The sequence below is a fragment of the Rahnella sp. RcJ3 genome, assembly GCF_009498575.1.
GTDB classification, from domain to species: domain Bacteria; phylum Pseudomonadota; class Gammaproteobacteria; order Enterobacterales; family Enterobacteriaceae; genus Rahnella; species Rahnella aceris.
Map to the genome: position 1 here is coordinate 152827 of NZ_QSNX01000004.1, position 23202 is coordinate 176028.

At 52.9% G+C, this 23202-nt stretch carries 18 protein-coding genes; 13 read left to right on the plus strand and 5 right to left on the minus strand.

Annotated features, from left to right (window positions below):
• The 8 genes from DXU84_RS07180 to DXU84_RS07215 all read left to right on the plus strand — a co-directional run bounded on the left by DXU84_RS07180 (position 1) and on the right by DXU84_RS07215 (position 10994).
• Positions 1-816, plus strand: a complete 816-nt coding sequence (locus DXU84_RS07180) for an ABC transporter permease (protein WP_013578126.1) — start codon at positions 1-3, stop codon at positions 814-816.
• Complete coding sequence (locus DXU84_RS07185) at positions 813-2402, plus strand: ABC transporter ATP-binding protein (protein WP_153375240.1); 1590 nt, start codon at positions 813-815, stop codon at positions 2400-2402. Before DXU84_RS07180 ends, DXU84_RS07185 begins: the two co-directional genes overlap by 4 nt.
• 236 nt (positions 2403-2638) lie before the next feature.
• Positions 2639-4303: a methyl-accepting chemotaxis protein gene (locus DXU84_RS07190; RefSeq protein WP_013578128.1), complete on the plus strand. Its 1665-nt coding sequence runs from the start codon at positions 2639-2641 to the stop codon at positions 4301-4303.
• A gap of 125 nt (positions 4304-4428) precedes the next feature.
• Positions 4429-5316 (plus strand): RAHN family extended-spectrum class A beta-lactamase, encoded by an 888-nt coding sequence (gene blaRAHN / locus DXU84_RS07195; protein ID WP_153375242.1) that lies wholly within the window; start codon positions 4429-4431, stop codon positions 5314-5316.
• A 102-nt stretch (positions 5317-5418) separates the two neighbouring features.
• Complete coding sequence (locus DXU84_RS07200; RefSeq protein ID WP_041673406.1) at positions 5419-5832, plus strand: hypothetical protein; 414 nt, start codon at positions 5419-5421, stop codon at positions 5830-5832.
• Between the two features lie 554 nt (positions 5833-6386).
• Complete coding sequence (locus DXU84_RS07205) at positions 6387-7772, plus strand: diaminobutyrate--2-oxoglutarate transaminase (RefSeq protein WP_014416667.1); 1386 nt, start codon at positions 6387-6389, stop codon at positions 7770-7772.
• An 18-nt stretch (positions 7773-7790) separates the two neighbouring features.
• Complete coding sequence (locus DXU84_RS07210; protein WP_131637467.1) at positions 7791-9263, plus strand: aspartate aminotransferase family protein; 1473 nt, start codon at positions 7791-7793, stop codon at positions 9261-9263.
• 654 nt (positions 9264-9917) lie between these two features.
• Positions 9918-10994: a mechanosensitive ion channel family protein gene (locus DXU84_RS07215; RefSeq protein ID WP_013578133.1), complete on the plus strand. Its 1077-nt coding sequence runs from the start codon at positions 9918-9920 to the stop codon at positions 10992-10994.
• Here the strand turns inward: DXU84_RS07215 and treY are convergent.
• Positions 10991-13501 (minus strand): malto-oligosyltrehalose synthase, encoded by a 2511-nt coding sequence (gene treY, locus DXU84_RS07220; RefSeq protein ID WP_370461743.1) that lies wholly within the window; start codon positions 13499-13501, stop codon positions 10991-10993. The genes DXU84_RS07215 and treY overlap by 4 nt on opposite strands.
• Positions 13498-15285, minus strand: a complete 1788-nt coding sequence (gene treZ, locus DXU84_RS07225; RefSeq protein ID WP_153375246.1) for a malto-oligosyltrehalose trehalohydrolase — start codon at positions 15283-15285, stop codon at positions 13498-13500. The genes treY and treZ overlap by 4 nt, the downstream gene beginning before the upstream one ends.
• A gap of 135 nt (positions 15286-15420) precedes the next feature.
• Between treZ and DXU84_RS25310 the strand changes: the two genes are divergently transcribed.
• Positions 15421-15552, plus strand: coding sequence for a hypothetical protein (locus tag DXU84_RS25310; RefSeq protein ID WP_255347777.1), 132 nt, complete (start codon positions 15421-15423; stop codon positions 15550-15552).
• A gap of 373 nt (positions 15553-15925) precedes the next feature.
• The gene (locus tag DXU84_RS07230) at positions 15926-17032 is read left to right on the plus strand and encodes an ABC transporter substrate-binding protein (protein WP_153375248.1); all 1107 of its coding nucleotides are present in this window, start codon (positions 15926-15928) and stop codon (positions 17030-17032) included.
• A gap of 66 nt (positions 17033-17098) precedes the next feature.
• On the opposite strand, the gene DXU84_RS07235 is transcribed toward DXU84_RS07230, so the two are convergent.
• Together DXU84_RS07235 and DXU84_RS07240 are read right to left on the minus strand one after the other, a co-directional pair.
• Positions 17099-17701, minus strand: a complete 603-nt coding sequence (locus DXU84_RS07235; RefSeq protein ID WP_013578138.1) for a glutathione S-transferase — start codon at positions 17699-17701, stop codon at positions 17099-17101.
• 4 nt (positions 17702-17705) lie between these two features.
• A complete protein-coding gene (locus DXU84_RS07240) occupies positions 17706-18557 on the minus strand; it encodes an alpha/beta fold hydrolase (RefSeq protein ID WP_153375250.1) in 852 nt (283 codons plus the stop codon).
• Between the two features lie 101 nt (positions 18558-18658).
• On the opposite strand from DXU84_RS07240, the gene DXU84_RS07245 reads away from it, so the two are divergent.
• From DXU84_RS07245 to btsR, 3 genes are all read left to right on the plus strand, one after another.
• Positions 18659-19555, plus strand: a complete 897-nt coding sequence (locus tag DXU84_RS07245; protein WP_013578140.1) for a LysR family transcriptional regulator — start codon at positions 18659-18661, stop codon at positions 19553-19555.
• Positions 19556-19788: 233 nt separating this feature from the next.
• Positions 19789-21477, plus strand: coding sequence for a sensor histidine kinase (locus DXU84_RS07250; RefSeq protein ID WP_153375252.1), 1689 nt, complete (start codon positions 19789-19791; stop codon positions 21475-21477).
• Positions 21471-22190, plus strand: coding sequence for a two-component system response regulator BtsR (gene btsR / locus DXU84_RS07255; protein ID WP_013578142.1), 720 nt, complete (start codon positions 21471-21473; stop codon positions 22188-22190). Before DXU84_RS07250 ends, btsR begins: the two co-directional genes overlap by 7 nt.
• 30 nt (positions 22191-22220) lie before the next feature.
• Here btsR and yjiA read toward each other — a convergent pair whose 3' ends face one another.
• Complete coding sequence (yjiA, locus tag DXU84_RS07260) at positions 22221-23192, minus strand: GTPase (RefSeq protein ID WP_014416674.1); 972 nt, start codon at positions 23190-23192, stop codon at positions 22221-22223.
• Positions 23193-23202: the final 10 nt, after the last annotated feature.

The following is a 23202-nucleotide window of genomic DNA, read 5'->3' on the forward strand; positions in this document are numbered from 1 at the left end:
ATGCCTGCATTAAAACCTGCTTCGATACTTGGCCTGCTGGTGCTGAGTCTGTTTATTCTGATCGCCATTTTTGCGCCGTGGCTGGCGCCTCACGCGCCGGATCAAACGCTCGGGATGTCCTGGGATTTACCAGGACCGGATTCCATTCTCGGCACGGATAATCTCGGACGTGATTTGCTCTCCCGCCTGATCTGGGGCACCCGCGTTTCCCTTGGGGTGACTGCGCTGGCGGCGCTGGTGGCGTTTATCGTCGGTTGTACGTTCGGGTTTATTGCCGGACTGCGTGGCGGCTGGTTAGATCAGGTGATTTCCCGCTGCAACGATATCGTCATGGCTATCCCGACGCTGATCCTGGCGCTGATTGTGCTGGCCGTCTTGCCAAAAACCATTCTGGTGCTGACGCTGGTGCTCGGCTTGCTGGAATCGACCCGTGTGCTGCGCGTGGCACGATCCCTCGCGGTGGATATCGGCGTGATGGAATTTGTTGATGTGGCGCGGCTGCGCGGCGAAAGCCTCGGCTGGATCCTCTGGCATGTGATCTTACCCAATGCGCTTCAGACGCTGATTGCCGAATTCGGCCTGCGTTTTATTTTTATTCTGCTGTTTCTTTCTGCGCTGTCATTCCTCGGGCTGGGTATTCAGCCACCCACCGCCGACTGGGGCGGACTGGCGCGCGATAACAAAGACGGTATTTTGTTTGGCGTCTGGGCGGCGCTGGTGCCGGGTGGCGCCATCGCGGTACTGGCGCTGGCGGTCAACGCCGTGGCGGACTGGCTGATGAGCGGTGAGCGTCGTGTGTGGGGGAAAAAAGCATGAATGAGCACTTACTGCATGTCGAAAACCTGCACGTGGTGTCGCAGGGTAAAAATCCGCGCACGCTGGTGGATGACGTCTCTTTCACGGTGAAGCAAGGCGAAGTGCTGGGGCTGATCGGCGAATCAGGCGCAGGTAAATCCACCATCGGACTGGCCATTCTCGGGCACTGTCGTCAGGGGATGCGCATTCAGGCCGGCAGAATTACATTCAGCGGACAGGAACTGACACAACTTTCTGACCGCCAGTTGCGGCAGGTGCGCGGCAGGCAGATTGCTTATGTCGCGCAGTCTGCCGGAGCAGCGTTTAACCCGGCGATCACGCTCGGTGAGCAGGTCATTGAGGCGGCGCTGAAACATAAAATTTATCCCCGCCAGCAAGCGCAGGCCAAAGCCATTGCGCTGTTTGAACAACTCGGCCTGCCGGATCCACAGGCATTTTATCAGCGTTATCCGCATCAGGTTTCCGGCGGTCAGTTACAGCGCGCGATGATTGCGATGGCACTGTGCGCCGGTCCTGAGTTGTTGATTTTCGATGAGCCGACCACCGCGCTGGATGTCACCACACAACTCGGTGTGCTGAAAGCCATCAGCGATGTGATCCGCTTTTCCGGCGTCGCGGCGATTTACATCAGCCATGATCTGGCGGTCGTTGCGCAGATAAGCGATCACATCATGGTATTGCAGCACGGTAAAACGGTTGAACAGGCGGAAACGGCGCAACTGCTGAGCCAGCCGCAACAGGATTACACCCGCCGTTTGCTGCATGCGCAGGGCGGGAGCAAAACGCCGCAAACCGGCGATGCGCCGGTGGCGCTGGATCTCCGCAACATCAGTGCGCGCTATCATGCGCAGCCGGTGCTGCAAAACATTTCACTGAGCTTGCCGCGCGGGCGCACGCTGGCGGTGATCGGCGAATCCGGCTCGGGGAAATCTACGCTCGGCAAAGTGATTTGCGGACTGCTCACGCCGCAAACCGGTGAAGTCAGTCTGAATCAGCAAGTATTACCTGCCAGTTTGCGCCAGCGCAGCCGCGTTCAGTTGCGCGATGTGCAACTCATTCATCAGATCCCCGACACGGCGCTGAATCCTAAAGAGCGTATTGGCAGCCAGATTTCCCGTGTGCTGGCCTGCTTTACGTCGCTGAACCGCAGCCAGCGTGAGGCGCGGGTCAGTGAATTGCTGGCGCAGGTCGGATTACACGCTGAACTTGCGATGCGTTTCCCTGCCGCACTTTCCGGCGGGCAGAAACAGCGTGTGTGTATTGCGCGGGCGCTGGCGGCTGAGCCAAAAATTATCGTTTGTGACGAGCCAACGTCGGCACTCGATCCGTTAGTCGCCCGCGATGTCCTGGCGTTACTGCGCCAGATCCAGCAGGAAACCGGCATTGCTTACCTGTTTATCACCCACGATTTACAGGTGGTACGTGAAGTGGCGGACGAAGTCGCGGTGCTCAGACAAGGCGTGATTGTGCGCCACGGCCCGGTGGCATCTGCACTCGCCGAACCTCTGGACGATTACACCCGCGAGTTACTGCGTTCGGTGCCTGAAATGCGGGTGGGCTGGCTGGAGGAAATGTTTGCTAATTAATACTTGTCCTCCTGCCCGGCGCTTTTGTTGTGCTCTTCCCCTTCGCAGGGGAGGAAGCAAAATGGTCATCCTTATTTACACTTTCGCAATATTAACGTCACTAAAGATTCCCTTATTTATACCGATAACCCTTTTGAATTAAATAAATCATTAGAAAGTCGTTCCGCTATGTAACCAATATTTTGAATTTTTTTTCATGGTATTTGTTTTATTGGCCAGGAAATAAGGGAAATAAAATGTTTAAACTGATCAACAATATGCGTGTCGGCGCCCGTTTAGGGGCCGCATTCAGCCTTGTCATTTTGCTTTTAGTCATTGTCAGCGGGATTGCAATCACCAAAATAAGCAGCATTAACACCAGTATTGAACAAATAATCAGCGACCGGTACGTGAAAGTCCGGCTGGCATTTGATGTTCGCGACGGCGTAAACGACCAGATTAAATATCTGCGGGGTATCGTTATCGATACTAAAAATCCTGAACAGAATAAAAAGCGTTATTTACAACTGGATGACACGGTCAAAAAAACCAATTTAGCGATGGATAAAATCGCTGCGATCCAATCCACCGTGACGGGCAAGCAGAAAATTAAAACGTTGCAGGAAGCGGGTGAAACCTTCGAAACGGCGAAAGAGCAACTGATTGCCTTAGCCCGTGCCGGTGACATGGACGGTGCGACCGAATTTGTTCTGCGCAAACTCACCACCTCGCAAAATGCGTATCTGGATCTGGCAACCGCATTTGCCAACTCTCAGGATCAGCAGTTGCAGGCTGAAGGTAAAACAGCGATAGCAGATGGCGCCACCGCCATTCAGCTGACGCTGATTTTCTCCGCGCTGGCGATTTTAATGGCGGCGGCGCTGGGCTATTTCCTGACGCGTTCAATCACCCGTCCATTGCATACCGCAGTGAAAGTGGCAGAAAACGTGGCGGCAGGGGATCTGACCACACAAATCCAGGTGATGTCGCAGGATGAAACCGGGCAGCTCATGCAGGGGCTGAAAAACATGAATGAAAACCTGCTGAAAATTGTGACCGAAGTGCGTGCCGGCACCAATGCCATCACCAGCGCGTCCAGCGAAATTGCAGCCGGAAACCTCGATTTGTCTTCCCGCACTGAACAGCAGGCCAGTTCGCTGGAAGAAACTGCGTCGGCGATGGAGCAGATGACCGCCACCGTGAAGCAGAACGCTGATAACGCGCGTCAGGCTAATCTGCTGGCCGCGCAGGCTTCCCGCGTGGCGGTGCAGGGTGGCGAAGTGGTGGGCGAAGTGGTGAATACAATGGAAGGTATCAACACTTCCTCGCGTAAAATCGTCGATATCATTGCAGTGATTGACGGCATTGCTTTCCAGACCAACATTCTGGCGTTGAACGCCGCCGTTGAAGCGGCGCGTGCCGGTGAGCAGGGCCGTGGATTTGCTGTCGTGGCTTCCGAAGTGCGCAATCTGGCGCAACGTTCTGCCAGTGCCGCGAAAGAGATCAAAGTGCTGATCGACGACTCGGTGGCGAAAGTGGATAACGGCACGCAACTGGTTGCCAAAGCCGGGGCTACCATGGCGGAAGTGGTGTCCAGCGTAAAAAATGTGACTGACATCGTGGGCGAAATTGCGATTGCCAGTAACGAACAAAGCACCGGCATTGAAGAGATCAACAAAGCCATCACTCAGATGGATGAAGTCACCCAGCAGAACGCCGCATTAGTGCAGGAAGCTTCGTCGGCGGCATACTCGCTCAATGAGCAGGCTGAGCGTTTATCCCAGGCGATCAGTATCTTTAAAGTCAGCGCCGGTTCGGCAACGGCGGCGGTGCGTAAAGCCGGGCAGACAAAATCTCCCGCCTTGCTGTCAAACCGTCAGCCGGTTCCGGCCGCTGATCAGGGCAACTGGGAAACGTTCTAAATCTCCTGTTAGTTTCTCAAAGTTTTCCGTTTCATGTTTAAAACCTGACAATTTCTGTCGGGTTTTTTACTTTCTGCCTCAGCTTTTGCCATAATCCCTTCGCCAATATAAAGGAGAAGGCTTTGATGATGAAAAATACCCTGCGTAAAACCGTGCTGATGGCGGCGGCTGTAGTGCCAATGCTCGCATTCAGTGCGGTGTCATGGGCGCAAACGGCGACAAAAATGACGTCTGTGCAGCAGCAGCTTGCGGCGCTGGAAAAAGACAGCGGCGGTCGTCTTGGTGTGATGCTGATTAATACTGAAGACAATTCCCAGATTGCTTACCGCGCTGATGAACGTTTTGCCATGTGCAGCACCAGCAAGTTCATGGCCGCGTCAGCCATTCTTAAACAGAGCGAAACGCAAACGGAGTTGCTGAACCGCCGCGTCAGCCTCACAAAATCTGATCTGGTAAATTATAACCCGATCACCGAAAAGCATCTCGATACCGGCATGACGGTAGGCGAACTGGCCGCCGCCGCCTTGCAGTACAGCGATAATACCGCCATGAATAAACTGATTGAGCAGCTTGGTGGCCCGCGGAAAGTCACGGAATACGCCCGTACGCTCGGCGATAAAACGTTCCGGCTGGACCGCACTGAACCAACGCTGAACACCGCCATTCCGGGGGATGACCGCGACACCACTTCACCGCGTGCGATGGCTCTGAGTCTGCAACACGTCACGCTGGGCAGCGCGCTGGCTGAACCGCAACGCGCGCAACTGGTGGAATGGATGAAAGGCAACACGACCGGCGCGATGAGTATCCGTGCGGGGCTGCCTGCGACCTGGGTGGTCGGCGATAAAACCGGCAGCGGCGATTACGGCACAACCAATGATATTGCGGTGATCTGGCCGGATAATAAGGCACCACTGATCCTGATTACCTATTTCACCCAGCCGCAGAAAGACGCGAAATCCCGCCGCGATGTGCTGGCTTCTGCCGCGAAGATTGTGACGCAGGGTTATTGATTTACGTTGAAAAGGACAAAGAAAAGGGCCCGCAAGAGCCCTTTTTGATTGCCGTGTAACGGGCAGATATGGGTTATTTTAGAAACAAGAGAAGGGAATAGAATGTCCAGGCCGTTTTCAGGATCTGCGCAGGCGCTCATGATGTCATTGCTGACGGGACAGGCTACGCACTGGCAGCGCGCGTGGGTTCCGCTACCGTTGACCTCTTCGGTCTGGCAATCAGTCAGCGGCGTTTTATTTTCCAAAATACTGCAACCGGTCTGGTGGTGCTGCCGTTGCCCTGAGCCTGTGGTGACGGTGAAGAAAAACACGGTGTACTGGCTGGCTCATCTGGTTCAGGAACCGGGTCCGGCGGCTGATAAACTGTGGATTGATGCGGTGCGAACGCGCTATCAGATGCAGACCAACAGCATCCTTCCGCCGGAAACCGATGCGATTTTGTCGCAGGTGTTCCAGGATTACGTCACCTTATATGAGTTCTACCGCAAAGGTCGGGTTAATGAGCTGAATAATTAGGGAAATATCCGAAGGGATTGTTTATATACGCGGCGGACATTATTCTCTGTATTATTTATGTAATAACCGCACCGATGTCGCGGTGTAATATATTTCAAAATTTATATCTGACGGCTATTCAGCCAGTTACTGCACCGTACTTTAATATCATGGCCCATATAACGGCCGCAGGCTATAATTAAACAACTTTCCTGAAAGACTGTTCACCGGGCATCAACCTCCGGTGCGACGTCGTAGCCGCAGGGGTATTGATGCCTGACAACGGTGTGATTTTAAGCCTGATATGTCGCGTGTTGACCCGTCGTTCCGCAAGACGGATGTGCTTTTTAGTGCTTTATTAATGACCGTGTAACGGAGTTAAGTCAGCACGATCGTTCATTAAATCATCAACATATTGATTCCTATAGGAAAGAATAAACAAATCTATACAAAATAAATTATTGAGGTGGGGGCAAAAAAGCCATATATTGGCCGCGTTTTTCATACGCTTGTAATTTTCTTAATCAAATTTATTCAATTGTGGCGTTCTAATAACACACGGTTGTAGGAGAGATATGATGACGGATAAAGTCCGTATTGACAGTTTTGGTGCGAATTCATTAAACGGAAACAATGAAACCTATTTGGCAAGACAAGCTGAATTTGAATCGAATGTTCGGAGCTATCCACGTAAGTTGCCTCTGGCAATTGCGAAGGCCAATGGCGTTTGGATCACGGATGTTGAGAATAATCAATATCTTGATTGCCTGGCCGGTGCGGGTACGCTTGCTCTTGGACATAATCATCCTGACGTGCTGCAAAGCATCCAAAATGTCATTACCAGCGGCTTGCCGTTACATACACTGGATCTGACAACACCGTTGAAAGATCAGTTCTCTGAATATCTGCTTTCTTTATTGCCACAACAGGGCAAAGAGTATTGCCTGCAGTTCACCGGTCCGTCGGGTGCTGACGCTGTTGAAGCTGCCATGAAACTGGCTAAAAAAGTCACCGGCCGTAGCGGTATCATCAGCTTCTCGGGTGGCTACCACGGTATGACACACGCCACACTGGCGGTGACCGGTAACCTGTCTCCGAAAGAAGCTGTTAATGGCATGATGCCGGAAGTGCAGTTTATGCCTTACCCGCACCAGTACCGCTGCCCGCTGGGCATTGGCGGTGACGCTGGCGTTAAAGCATTAACCTATTACTTCGAAAACCTGATCAACGACGTTGAGAGCGGCGTTCGCAAACCTGCAGCTGTCATTCTGGAAGCGGTTCAGGGCGAAGGCGGCGTGAACCCGGCTCCGGCTGAGTGGTTGCAGCGCATCCGTAAAGTGACTCAGGAACACGGCATTCTGTTGATCCTCGACGAAGTGCAGGCGGGTTTCTGCCGTACCGGCAAACAGTTTGCCTTCGAACACGCGGGCATTGAGCCGGATATTATCGTGATGTCCAAAGCGGTCGGCGGCGGTCTGCCACTGGCGGTTCTGGGTATTAAGAAAGAGTTCGATGCCTGGGCTCCGGGTCACCATACCGGTACCTTCCGCGGTAACCAGCTGGCGATGGCCACCGGCCTGACCACGCTGAAAATCCTGAAAGAAGAAAAAATCGCCGAGAAAGTGGCAGCGCAGGGTGAATGGCTGAAAGCCAAACTGGCTGACATGCAGAAACGCTATCCGGTTATCGGTCACGTGCGTGGTCTGGGCCTGATGATCGGTATTGAGATCGTCAAACCAGACGAAGCGCAGGATCACATGGGTTGCTATCCGGCTGACGGCGAATTGTCTGCATTGCTGCAGAAAAAATGCTTCCAGGCTGGCCTGATCCTCGAACGCGGTGGCCGTAATGGTTGTGTGCTGCGCCTGTTGCCTTCCCTGCTGATCACCAACGATGAGCTGGGTATTTTCCTCGATAAGTTTGAGCAGGCGCTGTTAGCGGCTGGCATCAAACCTGTCTGAGCGGAGTAAGAGATTCTGATGTCCGAGTTAAATCCGATTCTGGCAGGCTCAGCGCAAAGCACTGAAGCCTACCAGCAGGCCATTGCGCAGAGCAGTGAAGCTGTTGTGCAGTGGCTGAAACAACCTGAGATGTATCAGGGCAAAACCGTTGCTGAGCTGCGTGAACGTATCAGGCTGGACTTCAATCCAAACGGTCTGGGTAACCAGGCCGCGATTGAACGTGCGATTGAGTACTTTTTAAAAGACAGCCTGTCTGTGCATCACCCGCAATGTGTGGCGCATTTGCATTGCCCGAGTCTGGTGGTCAGCCAGGCGGCGGAAGTGCTGATCAACGCCACGAACCAGAGTATGGACTCCTGGGATCAAAGCCCGTCAGCAACCATCATTGAGATGAAGCTGATCGAATGGCTGCGTACTCAGGTGGGCTATCAGGCTGGCGACGCAGGCGTGTTCACCAGCGGCGGCACCCAGAGCAATCTGATGGGGCTGATGCTGGCACGCGATGCCTTCTTCGCGCGTCAGGGGCATTCCATTCAGCAGGATGGGCTGGTCGGTAATCTGCGCAAGATTAAAGTGTTATGTTCTGAAAACGCGCATTTCTCTGTGCAGAAGAACATGGCGCTGCTCGGTCTGGGCTATCAGTGTGTCACGCTGGTGAAAACCGATGAGTTTGCCCGTATGGATCTCAACGATTTGCGCGAGAAAGTGGCACAGGCGCAAGCCAGTGGCGATCAGATCCTGGCCATTGTGGCGACAGCCGGTACCACCGATGCGGGGGCTATCGACCCGCTGCGTGCTATTGCTGAACTGGCGGCAGAGCAGCAGATTTGGGTGCATGTGGATGCGGCATGGGGCGGTGCATTATTGCTGTCCGAAAAATACCGCAATTATCTGGACGGCATCGAGTTAGTGGATTCCATCACGCTGGACTTCCACAAACAGTTCTTCCAGACCATCAGCTGCGGCGCATTCCTGCTCAAAGAAGAGCGTCATTACGAGCTGATGCGTTATCAGGCGGCTTACCTGAACTCTGAGTTCGACGAAGCGGCTGGCGTACCGAATCTGGTGTCCAAATCCCTGCAAACCACCCGTCGTTTCGATGCACTGAAACTGTGGATGGGGCTTGAAGCATTAGGGCAGAAACAATACGCCGCGATTATCGATCACGGTGTGACGCTGGCGCAGGAAGTCGCGCAATATGTGACTTCTGAAGCCGCGCTGGAACTGGTGATGAAGCCGCAACTGGCGAGTGTTCTGTTCCGTTATCGTCCTGAGCAACTGGCGGGCAGCAGCGATGCGGCTATTGCACTGCTGAACCAGAAAATCGGCGATGCGCTGCTGGAATCTGGCCGTGCTAACGTCGGTGTGACCGAGCATAATGGCGTCACCTGTCTGAAGCTGACCTTGCTGAACCCGACAGTAACGCTGGAAGACGTGAAAGTCCTGCTGGCGCTGGTTGAGAAAACCGCACAGCAATTGCTGAACGCATAAGTCATTACTGAAGCATAAGTTTCGTTCTGCGTTAACCCGCAGCAAAAAGCCGGTGATACAAAAGTATCACCGGCTTTTTTACGTCTGAATGACTTTCTGACCAGGATAATTCTTAATGCTGAGCGACAGGCAAAAAAGAACCCACCTCATGGGTGGGCTATTTAAGGGTATGGTGCTTACGATCCGCTGCTCTTGCGTCAGCTGATCTAAGAGTAATCCCAGACCCCTGTCCTGTTCAAGTCATTGACAAAAAAGTGCCACAAAGAGCGCATATTTTTGGGTGGCAGAACGCTTTTCGCATCATGCCCCGCACTCACCCAGACGTTATCACTCACCTTACCGGGCCTTTGTTATCCGTTTCGGGCACCGATTATCAGCGCGGCGACCAATGCAATTGAAACGAACGACATATAACCAATCACTAAAGCTCTTTTCATATCAAGCACCTCAGTTGAACGTTTTTCAGAACATCGGGCTCACGCCAGAAATCATAGTAAACCGGACAGAACGTAATATAAATACCGATGACGTTAAGACGTCTGCAAAGTTTTACCTCTGCGGCAACGCCGGTTGTCTACCGACCTTTCCTATTCCTGACCCCTGCGCTGACCTGTTTCCTATACTGGAGGTTTGTGATTAATTCCGGGAGGGAAGATGAATTTTCTATCACGCTTTGATTTTATCGCGCTGGTGATGGCGCCGGTGTTCTGGATAGGTGTCGCGACGATGTGTGTCGTCACGCTTGTCACATACTGGCTGCTGAGCTGGCTGGTCTCGTTTTTGCGCAAGGGCGTAAAACGCTGGGGGGAGGTTAATGAGGCCAGCCACCGGATTCGTTTTATTCTGGGCGAGATCCTCAACCGGACGAGTAATTTGCTCATTTTCATTGCGGCTTTTTTGTTCAGCCTGCGGTTCGTTAATCTGCCCGATAATCTCTACAACACCATCAGTCACGCGTGGTTTCTGGTGCTGGCGTTCCAGATGGCATTGTGGCTGGATCAGGCGGTGGTCTCGTGGTTACGTCATATTATGCGTCAGCCCGGTATGAACAAAAATCCGGTAACGCTGGTGATCACCGGGCTGATTTTCCGGGCGGTAGTGTGGTCGGTGATGCTGCTGTCGATACTGGCGAATGTGGGCGTAAACATTACCGCGCTGGTCGCCAGTCTGGGCGTGGGCGGTATCGCTATCGCGCTGGCGATCCAGACCATTCTCAGCGATGTGTTCGCGTCATTATCTATCGGTTTTGATAAGCCTTTCGAAATTGGCGATTTCGTCGTTTTCAATGATGTTGCCGGTACTGTCGAACATATTGGCCTGAAGACGACCCGGATACGCAGCCTGAGCGGGGAACAAATTGTTTGCGGTAATGCCATCCTGCTCCAGCAAACGCTGCATAACTACAAACGCATGCAAACCCGCCGCATTGTTTTCAATTTTGGTGTCGCGATTAATACGCCGCCGGAAAAGCTGCGCAATATCGGTGACATGGTAAAGGAAATTATTATTGATGTCGGCGAAACGAAATTCGACCGCGCACATTTGCTGGGTTTTGGTACCGATCGCCTGAATATCGAAGTGGTCCACATCGTCAATACTGCCGATTACAATAAATACATGGATATTCAGCAGGAAATTAATATTCGTATTATTGAAAAGCTGATCGAGCAGGGGATCGAAATGGCATTGCCGAATATGATTGTTAAAACCCAGGCAGAACGCGACCGTTAAGATGGCGAGGACGCTATCAGGATGACCGGGGAGAAGCCCGGCCATACAGCCATGTCTAGCTGGTCGGTCAGCGTAATTTCTTTATCGCTGAACAGATCCCGGTAGTGCCGGTAAGCAAGGTGGGGCGGCAGTACAATTTCCGCCTGCGGGAACCCCCGGGCTGGCAAACCCAGCACCAGACGCGGTGCCGCAACAATCACCGCATCGTCATTGTGCACCCGCGCAAACGCGATGATGTTTTCGGCGTGCTGGCCGGTCACACTGAGCGGAACATAGTCCCCCTGCTGAAACAGCGCAGGTTTTTGCTGGCGAAGCCCGGCGAGCGTCGCCACGAGGTATTGTTTCAGCTGGCCGTTCAGCTTTCTTTCTGCCTGGCCCCGGCCCGTTTTATCATCCTGTCGTAACAACCGCGCCAGCCCGGCGAAATCCGGCAGACGGCGGTTATCCGGATCAACAAGACTGAAATTCAGCGCCTCGCTGCCCTGATAGATGTCCGGTACGCCCGGCGCCATCAGTTTGATTACCGTCTGGGTCAGGCTGTTCACCAGTCCGGCATGGATAAATGGCTGAATCGACGCATGGAAATCTTGCAGGAATAGCCGGTTTTCCGCTGAAAGCAGATGATGCGCGTAATCCAGCACGGCCTTTTCATAGTCTTCGTTGTTGTTATCCCAGTTGGTGCGCAGCTTGGCTTCCCGCAGCGCTTTTTCGACGAAACTCTGAAATCTTTCGTCGAGTTCCTGCAAACCCTGTTCATCTTCAGGCGTCAGCGTGACCGGCCACGCGCCCGCCAGCGCCTGATACAGCATCCATGTCAGCGCAGGGCGCGGTGCCGGGCCATCGGGAAGCATAATCACCTTTGACTCGTTCATCCGGTGCCAGCGTTTTACACAGGCGGCCCAGTCTTGTGGCGCTTCGGTCAGCGTAAACAGTCTGGCGCGGGCATCTTCCCCCCGTTTGGTGTCATGCGTGGATGTCGCGGAAAGCGCCGCCGGTTGCTCTTCGCGGCGTTTTATCATCTCCGTATGGAAGCGGCTGAGGGAGAAGGTGCGAATTAACGGTTCAGCGCCGACTTCGTTCAGCGCCAGTTCCATGTTCTGGCGAAAGAAAAGTGTGTCTTCCACCGATTTAGCCATCAGTGGTCCGGTCAGTTGCTGAAAGCGGGTACGGAATAAACCGGCCTGCGATGCTGCCGCAGCAGAGGTTTCTCCACAAAGAATACGCGCCAGAAACGCAAGGATTTCAGACTGAACGGCAAGGGCCGGGGCGCTGACCTTGCGCAGGATCTTGTGCAAAAGCGCGGTGTCTTCTGCGGGCATACCCTGTTCGGTGCCGTAAGTGCGGTACACCGGAAAGGCGATCAGTAATTCGCGCAGCGCGGTACGGATATCATTTTCGTCATACATCGTGCCCCCGGTCCCGGCGATGCTGTTCGCCAGTTCCCACAGCGTGGTGTACTCGCCTTCGAAATTCTTTTCCACCATCATAAGCTTGGCCGCACGCAGCTCGTTGCGCATGTCCACCGGTTTGCCGACCACACTGTCGTAAAGATCGCTAAGCACTGCGATATTTTCATCGTTGACCAGCACATCCGAAAGCGAGGCAATGAACTCATAGCCGGTGGTGCCGGAGACCGGCCAGTCCGGCGGCAGGCGCTCGCCTTTGCCCAGAATTTTCTCCACCGTGATATAGCAGTCCGGCCCGGCCTTCTCCCGCAGGCGTTCAAGATAGGCTTTGGGATCGGCAAGACCATCCACATGATCGACCCGCAGGCCATCGGCCACACCGGAGCAGACCAGCTCGAGGATCAGCCGGTGCGTATCATCGAAAACTACCTCGTCTTCCACGCGCACACCCGCGAGGCCGGTGATTTCGAAAAAGCGCCGGTACGAGAGTTCACGGGGCGCGTCACGCCAGCACATCAGGCGGTAGGGCTGGCGCTCATGTAATTCAGCCAGTTCTGTTTTGCTCAGGTCATCTGTTTTAGACGCCGTGAGAGTGCCGGGCGCAACGGGATAATAGGTATCGAAATAGGCGAAAGCGGGCTGACCGGTTTTGGGATCAGGCTTCAGCACAATGTCGCCTTTTTCCAGCGCATCCTCAAAAGCGTCCCCGAGGAAAGGCAGCGTCAGGCGACGCGACCAGTCGATATCAAAATGGCGTGCATAACGGCTCTTTTTGCCATGTTCAATGACGTCACGCCACCAGATATTCTCAAGTGAAGCCGCCATATGATTGGGCACAATGTCGAGGATCAGCCCGATCCCCGCCGCTTTCAGCGCCTGTACCATACGGTCGAAACCTTCACGCCCGCCAATCGTCGGGTCAATTTCGTTGGCGTTGGTAACATCGTAGCCGTGCGTGGAACCAGACGTCGCTGTAAACACCGGGGAAGCATAAAGATGGCTGATCCCAAGTTGTTTTAAATAGGGGATAAGCCCTGTCGCGGTGTCAAAGTTCAGTCCATTACGGAACTGAATGCGGTAAGTCGCGGTGGGGATTTTCACAGTAAGACTCCTGGCGCCAAACGGACAATAAGGGAAGCGGGCAACGACGTCGCGGCATCCTGCGGCCAGGCAAAGATCGTTTCTCCTGGCAGTTCAGGAAGCGGGTGCGTGTCCTGGCCAACATTGAGTACCAGCGAAAGCGTGCCACGGGGGAATGTCCATTTAACGGCGAGAAAACCGGTTGAGGTTTCGACAATCTGGCCGACTTCTCCTTTCGCAGGCGTCAGTAAGGGCACGATGTATTTCCGGCGCAGCGCCAGCAGCTTGCGGGTCAGCGCCAGGGTGTTTTCGCCTTCGGGATGTGTCAGTTTCTGCCAGTCAAGTTTCGAATTTTCGAACGTACTGAGAGCGTTAGGATCGGGGACCGCGTCGTTGCCGTAACCGTTGTGTCCTTCAAATTCACGGGCGCGCCCCTCGCGAACCGCCTGCGCCAGCTCACCTTCAAAATCGGTGAAGAACAGAAACGGATTGGTTTCGCCGTATTCTTCGCCCATAAACATCAGCGGAATATGCGGCGATAACAATAAGGCGGCGAACAGAACGCGCGTACGTTCAGCGCCAGCCAGCGTGATCAGCCGGTCGCCGTGCGCACGGTTACCAATCTGGTCGTGATTTTGAATGAAATCGACAAAGGCTACCGGCGGCTGTCTGCGGCTGACCGTACCGCGCGGTTTAGCGGTTTGCGGTGATTTTTCGCCCTGATACGCGAAACCTTCCGCTAACGCGCGTGCCGCCAGTTTCTCAGGGTTCTGCGCGAAATCCTGATAGTAGGCGTGGGTTTCACCGGTGCTGAGAACATGGATGGCGTTATGGAAATCGTCATTCCATTCGGCGGTAAACAGTGGCACGGTGCCGTCGGCATTACGCGGGTGTAAAAAGATGACGTTGCGGCTGTCTTCGGTGGTCAGATGCACCGGGCGATCGGTGATCGCTTCGCGAATTCGTTCGGCGATTTCAATCAGAATATGCGGGGAAGAGGTGTCTTTCATCTGATCGATGGCATCAAAGCGCAGGCCGTCAAGCCGGTATTCTTTTAGCCAGTACAGCGGTGCTTCCACGATATAGCAGCGGGCCGCTTCGTTTTGATAATCGATGCCCGCACCCCAGGCCGTCATGCGTTGAGCATCGAAGAAATCCGGCGCGAGCAGTGGCAGATAATTGCCTTCCGGACCAAAGTGGTTGAGCACGATGTCCAGCACCACGGAGATGCCGACACCGTGCGCCGCATCGACAAACGCCTTGAAATCATCCGGCGAGCCATAAGCGGAGTGAGGCGCGTACAGCAAAACACCGTCATAACCCCAGCCGCGTTGCCCCCCAAATTGTGAGAGCGGCAGCACTTCAATCATGGTGATGCCGGTTTCTGCCAGATAAGCGAGTTTTGCCTGCGCGGCGCTGAAAGTGCCTTCGGGTGTGAAGGTGCCGATATGCATTTCATAGACGACGGTTTCTTCCCACGGGCGGCCTTTCCAGTGGTGATTTCGCCATGCATAGCCCGATGATGAGGTGACCAGGGAAGGACCGTTGACGCCTGCCAGCTGGGCGCGCGAGGCAGGATCAGGAACCGGCATGCCATCGGCCAGAATAAACTGGTACTCCTGACCGGCAGAAACACCGGTTGCCACAAACTCGAACCAGCCGTTTTCCGTCGGCTGCATTTCTCTGTCTTCGCCGGAAAGTCTCAGCGTCATGTTGGCCTGACCCGGCGCCCGGACCCGAAAGCGAACTGTCCCGGCGGAAATGAAACTGGCCCCCCAGCTTGTCGTCAATGCATCGCGTTGCATCACTTTACCTCGCAAAATAGTCGCGTTAACCGGCCGTTAGCCAACGAATAATAATCATAGTCGAGGATGAAAAAGAGGGCGATCCTGTGGGATATTAAACCCCGGCACAGAGGCCGGGGCATTCACGGAAAAATTATGCTGGCATCAGGAAGAGGAGGTGAAAAAAACCAGGGAGATAATGAAAGAGACGAGGGTCCCGATGAGCAGCATGCATTTGCTCGGCGTGAAGAACTTCTTGTTCTGATTGGCTTTATAAGCCTTGATTAATAACCACAGCATCACGATGCCAATGATAATAAATATTACGCCACCTGATATACTCGCGACTGGAGCCATATAAGTATCCTTCTCATCGGTAAATTTTAATTATAGCTCAGCATCTGAGAAGCGTTTTCCGCTTCATATTAACAGTTATCACCCGAACTCACCTCAGGTGCTCCCTTTTGCCCGACCTGCGGCAACATGCAGTTGTGACTGTACTGATGCAGCCGACCAAACGTATAATATCCCGCCGCGATGAGGGCATGGCGGTATTACCGGGTTACGGCGACTTAAGTTAAATAAACCGTGCAATAAACCGGTTGCTATAAAAATAATTTTCAGCCTCAGATAATAATCACACAATACCTAAGGGAATTAAATGAAGTTACTTCATGGTTTGCTTTTTATGCTGTCAGTCGTCATAACCGGACCGTCCGGTGCCGCAACAACGACACTGACTGATGTTCTGGGAAATAAAATAACCTTAGAAACCCCGGTGAAAAGAGCGGTATTAGGTTTCTATTTTGAAGATTATATGGCGGTCGGTGGTGAACAGGCATTTGATCATATTGTCGGTATCTCCCGCGAAGCCTGGCATGGCAAAGTCCCTGCGAACTGGGATATGTATATTAAATACCGTCCGTCCATCGCCAACATTCCGGATATCGGCGAAATCGACCTGCACAACGTGTCGCTGGAAAAAGTGATTAGCCTGAAACCGGATGTGGTTATTTTAGCCAGCTGGCAGTACGCCGCCCTGAAGTATGAAGTCACGCAGCTTCAGAGCCTGAATATCCCGGTTGTCGTGCTCGATTACAATGATCAGACGGTGGAAAATCATGTGAAATCCACGGAAATTATCGGGATATTAACCGGCCAGACTGATCGCGCGAATGAGCTTGCCCGGCTTTATAAAAATAACATCACGCTGATTGAAGACAGGATCAGACAGGCGAATCTGCCGAAGCCAAAAGTCTATATTGAGTTTGGCAATAAAGGTCCGGCGGAGTATTCATTTACCTATGGTGAAAATATGTGGGGGGTGATGCTGCGTCTCGCAGGTGGTGAAAATATTGCGGCACCTTTCGTTAAACAGTGGGGCGAAATTAACCCTGAGCAGTTGCTGGTTGCCAAACCGGATGTCATTTTTATTTCCGGCAGGGAGAACAATAAAGTCGATAAGGCGTTAGAAATGGGCATCGGGGTCAATGAAGCTACAGCAAGAGCAAAACTCAACGGATTTGCTCACCGTGACGGCTGGAGTTCATTACCGGCAATTAAAAACGACAAACTCTTCGGGGTTTATCAGGGCGCATCACGGACGCTGGTGGATTTCACCATGGTGCAGTTTATCGCCAAGTCCCTTTATCCTGATTTATTCAGGGATATTGATCCGGTGAAAAACTATCACGATTATTATAAAAAATACCTGCCTGTCATGCCGGTGGGAACCTTTGCGTTATCGGCCAGTGAGAAACCACACTGATCGTGGATTTTCCTGTTAATCGATCCCTTTCAATCCATTTGCTCTCTTTGAAAGGGATCGGTGTACTTACACCCTGGGTGTTGCCAGAAATTGCGGTCGCTGTTCGGCCCGCTGTGTGAAGCTGTTCGCTTGCGCATACTGGTCGGCGTTCATGATATCTGGCAGCATCGATACCGTAAAACTCCAGGCAACGGCGATGCTGATACCGGCTACAGTCAGTATATCAGGGGCGCTTTCCTGCAGGCTGTCATCAAGCATTTGCCATGTCCCCCGGAGCTGTCGGGTCACCCGATCAACCCAGGGCTGATGTTGCTTTTCCTCCGGCCTGAGGCGTCGTTCGTAAACGAGTTGCACCGCTTTTTCACAGGCTGTCAGAGCAAGTCCCGTGAGGCATAATTCCCGCAGGCCTTCCGGCCCGGACTCGGGGGGATTGCCAAGAGAGCGGGTGGACAGTTTCTCCAGATAGCTGATGATTAAGGTTGAGTCCATCAGTACCTGATTGTCTTGCGTGATAAGCGTGGGGACTTTGACCGCCGGGTTAATTTTCACCAGTGTCTCAAAATCGGCAAACACCGAGAGCGGACGATGTTCGAAATCAATACCCAACACTTTCATACAGATAGCCACGCGTCTGACATAGGGCGAATCCAGCATTCCGATCAGAACCATAGTGTTACCTCACCTCATTTTTGTTAATAAATTCGACTACCTGTCTGGCTACAGGCAGTGGAGCATCTTCCATCAAAAAGTGTCCGGCCTGCTCATAGATATGCAGCGTGGAAGACGAAATATCGCGTTGCAGACGCTGGCTATATTCAACGGGCTGCCATTCATCTTCTTTCCCCCATAAGATCTGTACGGGCAGATTCAGAAGAGGGAGCTTCTCCGCAAAGTCTGCCGTGTAACAGGAATTATAGTGAGCGACCTGATGCTGATAAAATGAGGCCTGCTCCACCACGCCACAAAGTGGCGCGAGATATCTCTCCAGCCGTTCCCCTGTCATCACTTCCTTTTTAAAAACGGCCATCTTTAGCTGGCGTGACATCGCAATACAATGTTGGCTGGCCGGTATCAATGCATATTCCGCATAATTATCCCGCATGTCTTTCCATGTAGACGATGGCCAGGAGTCGTAGCTTGGAATATCGGCGAGGGTGAGTGTCTGGAGGCGGTCCGGGTAATCGAATGCCAGCCGAAGTGAAATTGCCCCACCGATGTCGTGACCCAAAAAGTGTGCTTTATCCAGTTGCCAGTATTCAAGCAGTCGTAGCAGAAAAGTCACCTGTGAGGCTACCGATGTATCCGTTTTCACCGGGCGTTCGGATGCGCCGAACCCTGGAAGGTCATACAGATGAACACGAAAGCCTGCGTCGACAAATATCGGGACGAGTGTCTGCCAGATGACAGAATGCGCAGGCGTGCCATGAACCAGAATCAGTGGCGTGCCTGAGCCGTGGACCCCCGTCGCAATGCGACAACCCTTTATCACAACGTGTTGAGTCAGTAATGGATTACAACCTGGCATAGTTTGCTCCGCTTTTATTCAGTCTGAGCAGGCTATCCGTTGACTGAATATGACGCCAGTGACATTCTTTCCCTCTGGTAACCCACTTTTGTCATAATAAAATGAACAAACGCCTCTCCGTTGATTCACTCAGGGTGTTCAGAACTGTCGTTCAAACCGGCAGTATGAGCAAAACGGCTTCACTCCTCAGCCTGAGTCAGTCTGCTGTGAGCTGGAAACTCAGGCGACTTGAAGATCAGCTTCAGTGTCAGCTCCTGACACGTCACGCAGGGAAAGCCTGCCCGACTGAAAAGGGCAGCGTGTTACTCCAGCATGCGGTGAAAATACTCAGCGAACACGATAACGCTGTGGCCTATTTTTCACCTTCGGCATTGCGCGGAAAGCTCCGTGTTGGGGTAACTGAACACATTTCTCTGACAGAAGTGTGTTCAGTTATTGCTCTGTTCACTCACCATCATCCTGAGGTGGATGTCCAGCTGGTTGTTGAGCAAAGCCATCTCCTGCGTCAGCATTTTTCTGAGGGGGGACTGGACATCATTTTACACCAGGATTTCACGGGCATGGCCAGCGGCGAAGACAAGGTACTCTGGACAGAAAAATTATACTGGTGTGCACCTCCTTCGTGGCGGTATGCATCCGGTAATCGCCTTAAACTGATCACCTGGGGGACAGATTGTTTTTATCGCCGTATGGCTGAGGAGAAACTGAATCAGGCTGATATTACCTTTATGGTGATGCTGGAGTGCCCTTCAGTGGCAGGTATGCTTGCGGCGATAAATGCAGGCCTTGGGGTGGGAATAATGAATGAATTCAGCATCGCAAAACCGGTTAGCGATCTTTGCGAACTTGAACAGAGGATGCCGTTGCCGTCCGTGGATTGTCTGCTACGTGTGAACGAGCACCGCTATAACCCTGCAAGTGAGGCTTTCTGTCTGATACTGAGCCGGCTGATGCAGAGATCTGCTAAGGCGGGGGATATCAATAGCAGTCAGTCATGATTTTATCGGAGAGGCATGCGACTTTCTGATTCATTAATATCGGGTCGTGGTGGCTGCATAATACATATTACCGTTTGCTGAACGGCATCTTTAAATAGTTTTCTGATATTTCATTTAGAAGAATATTAAATTTAATTCGTCAATAAAAATATTCCCATTCTTCTGGCGGGTTCAAGGTAAATTTTATCTGAGCACGATATATTTTCAGCTTGTCGTATTTTGGATGCCCGGGAATGTACGAATTCAATTTGATATTGCTGCTGTTACAACAAATGTGCGTGTTTTTGGTGATTGCCTGGCTGATGAGTAAAACGCGGTTATTTATTCCGCTGGTTCAGGTGTCGGTTCGGCTGCCGCATAAGCTATTGTGTTACATCACATTTTCCATTTTTTGCATTATGGGAACCTACTTTGGCCTGCATATCGAGGACTCTATTGCCAATACCCGCGCGATTGGCGCCGTGATGGGCGGGTTGCTCGGCGGCCCGGTGGTCGGGGGGGTAGTGGGGCTGACCGGCGGGATCCACCGTTATTCAATGGGCGGTATGACGGCGCTGAGCTGCATGATTTCAACCATCGCCGAGGGATTATTAGGGGGTCTGGTACACAGCGTTTTGATCAAACGTGGACGTATCGATAAGTTATTTAATCCTCTGGTAGCGGCTGGTGTCACCTTTGTTGCAGAAATACTGCAAATGCTAATCATCCTGCTTATTGCCCGCCCGTTTCACGATGCGCTTAATCTGGTCGGCAGCATTGCCGCACCGATGATGGTGACGAATACCCTCGGGGCCGCGATGTTTATGCGTATCCTGCTGGATAAGCGGGCAATGTTCGAAAAATATACCTCGGCGTTTTCGGCCACCGCGCTGAAAGTGGCCGCCTCGACGGAAGGCATTTTGCGACGCGGGTTCAACGAAGAGAACAGCATGAAAGTGGCGCAGGTGCTGCTGAAAGAGCTGGATATCGGGGCTGTGGCGATTACCGATCGTGAGAAATTGCTGGCCTTTACCGGTATCGGCGACGATCACCATCTGGTGGGCAAACCCATCGCATCACAATATACCTGGCGTGCTATCGAGAACGATGAAGTGGTGTATGCCGACGGCAACGAGATGCCTTACCGCTGTTCACTGCATCCCAGCTGCAAGCTGGGTTCAACCCTGGTGATCCCGCTGCGGGGTGAAAATCAGCGGGTGATTGGCACGATCAAATTGTATGAAGTTCGCAACCGTCTGTTCAGCTCCATCAACCGCACATTGGGCGAGGGGATTGCCCAGTTGCTGTCGGCGCAGATCCTCGCCGGTAAATTTGAGCAACAAAAAGCGTTGCTGGCACAGTCTGAAATCAAGCTGTTGCATGCTCAGGTTAATCCGCATTTCTTATTCAACGCCCTCAATACGTTAATGGCGGTGATCCGCCACGACAGTGATAAAGCCGGTCAACTGGTGCAGTACCTGTCGACCTTCTTTCGCAAGAATCTCAAACGCTCTTCTGAAGTCGTTACGCTGGCGGATGAACTGGAGCATGTGAATGCCTATCTGCAAATCGAGCTGGCAAGATTTCCGACGCAACTGAAGGTGGATTTACAGGTGCCGGAGGCCTTTTCTGATCAGAGCCTGCCTGCTTTCACCCTGCAACCGTTAGTGGAAAATGCCATCAAACATGGCACTTCTCAGTTGCTGAGCAATGGCAATATTGTGATCCGCGCTTACAGTGAGGGCGAAATGGTGATCATCGAAGTGGAAGATAACGCCGGGTTATATCAGCCGGAAGAAAGCAGCGACGGGTTAGGTATGAGCCTGGTCGATAAACGTCTGCGGGCGCGCTTTGGCGATGATTATGGCATTACGGTCAGTTGTAAACCGGATGATTTCACCCGCGTCACGTTACGGCTGCCTGCGGAGGGTGCGCCATGTTAAGAGTGCTGATTGTCGATGATGAGCCGCTGGCGTTGGAAAATTTACGTTTACAGCTTCAGGATGAAAGCGATATTGAAATTGTCGGTGAATGTACCAACGCCATTGAAGCGATCGGCGTGATCCACAAAATCCGCCCTGACATTGTCTTTCTTGATATTCAGATGCCGCGCATCAGCGGGCTGGAAATGGTCGGCATGCTCGATCAGCAACATCGCCCGCACATCGTATTCCTCACCGCGTTCGAGGAATATGCGGTGCAGGCGTTTGAACAGTGCGCGTTTGACTACTTACTCAAACCCATCCAGGCGGCGCGGCTTCAGAAAACGCTGGCGAGATTACGACTGGGCTATCAGGAGCAGGATGTCTCACAGTTACCGCAATATCAGCAGCCGCTGAAGTTTATCCCCTGTATCAGCAGTAACCGTATCTGGTTGTTGCAGCTTGAAGATGTGGCTTTTGTCAGCAGCCGGGTCGGCGGGGTGTATGTCACCGGACAGGACGGCAAAGAGACATTCACCGAACTGACCCTGCGCACGCTGGAAGTTCGTACGCCGTTGTTACGTTGTCACCGGCAATATCTGGTGAATATGGATTATCTGAAGGAGATCCGTCTGGAGGATAAGAACCAGGCGGAACTGCTGCTGCGTGATGGTCAGATTGTGCCGGTCAGCCGCCGCTATCTGAAATCACTGAAAGAGACGGTGGGGCTGTAAACCCCGCCGCTTTTCTTTTGGACACATGGCTCAGACAGAGCTGGCCGGACGCAGCCGGGCAAAGGCCGCGCGGATTTCAGTTTCGGGCAACTGCATGCCAATGAAAACTAACGCACTGCGCGGCGTTTCGTCCGGCAGCCACTCGCGATCCCAGTCGGCGCTGTAGAGGCGCTGTACGCCCTGAAACAGCAGGCGGCACGGGTGATCGGCTATCCATAACATCCCTTTATAACGCATCAGGTTATCGGCAAAACTGGCCAGCAGTTCTTCCATCACCTTCGATATCGCGGTCAGCGCCACCGGATAATCCAGTTCCACCACAATCGAGGAAACGGTGTTTTGCTGTGGCGCGAGGCGGTGGAACAGCGGTCTGGCGGCGACCACGTCTTCCTCCAGCATAAATCCGCGGGTATCAAACAGCAGCGCCGGATCGATATCCCCCTGAACTGTTTTATAAACCGGTGCACGGGCATTAATGCGTTGCAGCCGCTCCGTCAGCTCAGGACATTCACCGGACACATCAGTTTTAGTCAGCAGGATACGGTCGGCGTAACCAATCTGCGACTGCGCCAGCGGGAACTGATCCAACTGAGACATGGCATGCACGGCATCCACCAGCGTGATAACGCCATCTAACACATATCTTTCACAGATGACTTCATGCGCGAAAAACGCCTGAAGGATTGGGCCGGGGTCGGCCATGCCGGTGCATTCGATTATCAGCCGGTCAAACTGCACCTCGCCTTTATCCACGCTGTCGAGCAAATCCAGCAGCGCCGATTCCAGCTCGCCCGAACGGGTACAGCAGATGCAGCCGTTGGATAAAGTGGTGATACGTGTGGCACGGTCGCCAATCAGCTGGTTATCGATGGGCATCTCGCCAAATTCATTCTCGATCACCGCAATTTTCATCTCGTGCCGGGTATGCAAGATCTGGCGTAAAAGCGTGGTTTTCCCGGCACCCAGGAAGCCTGTTAATACTGTGACTGCAATTGGCATCATAATTTTATTC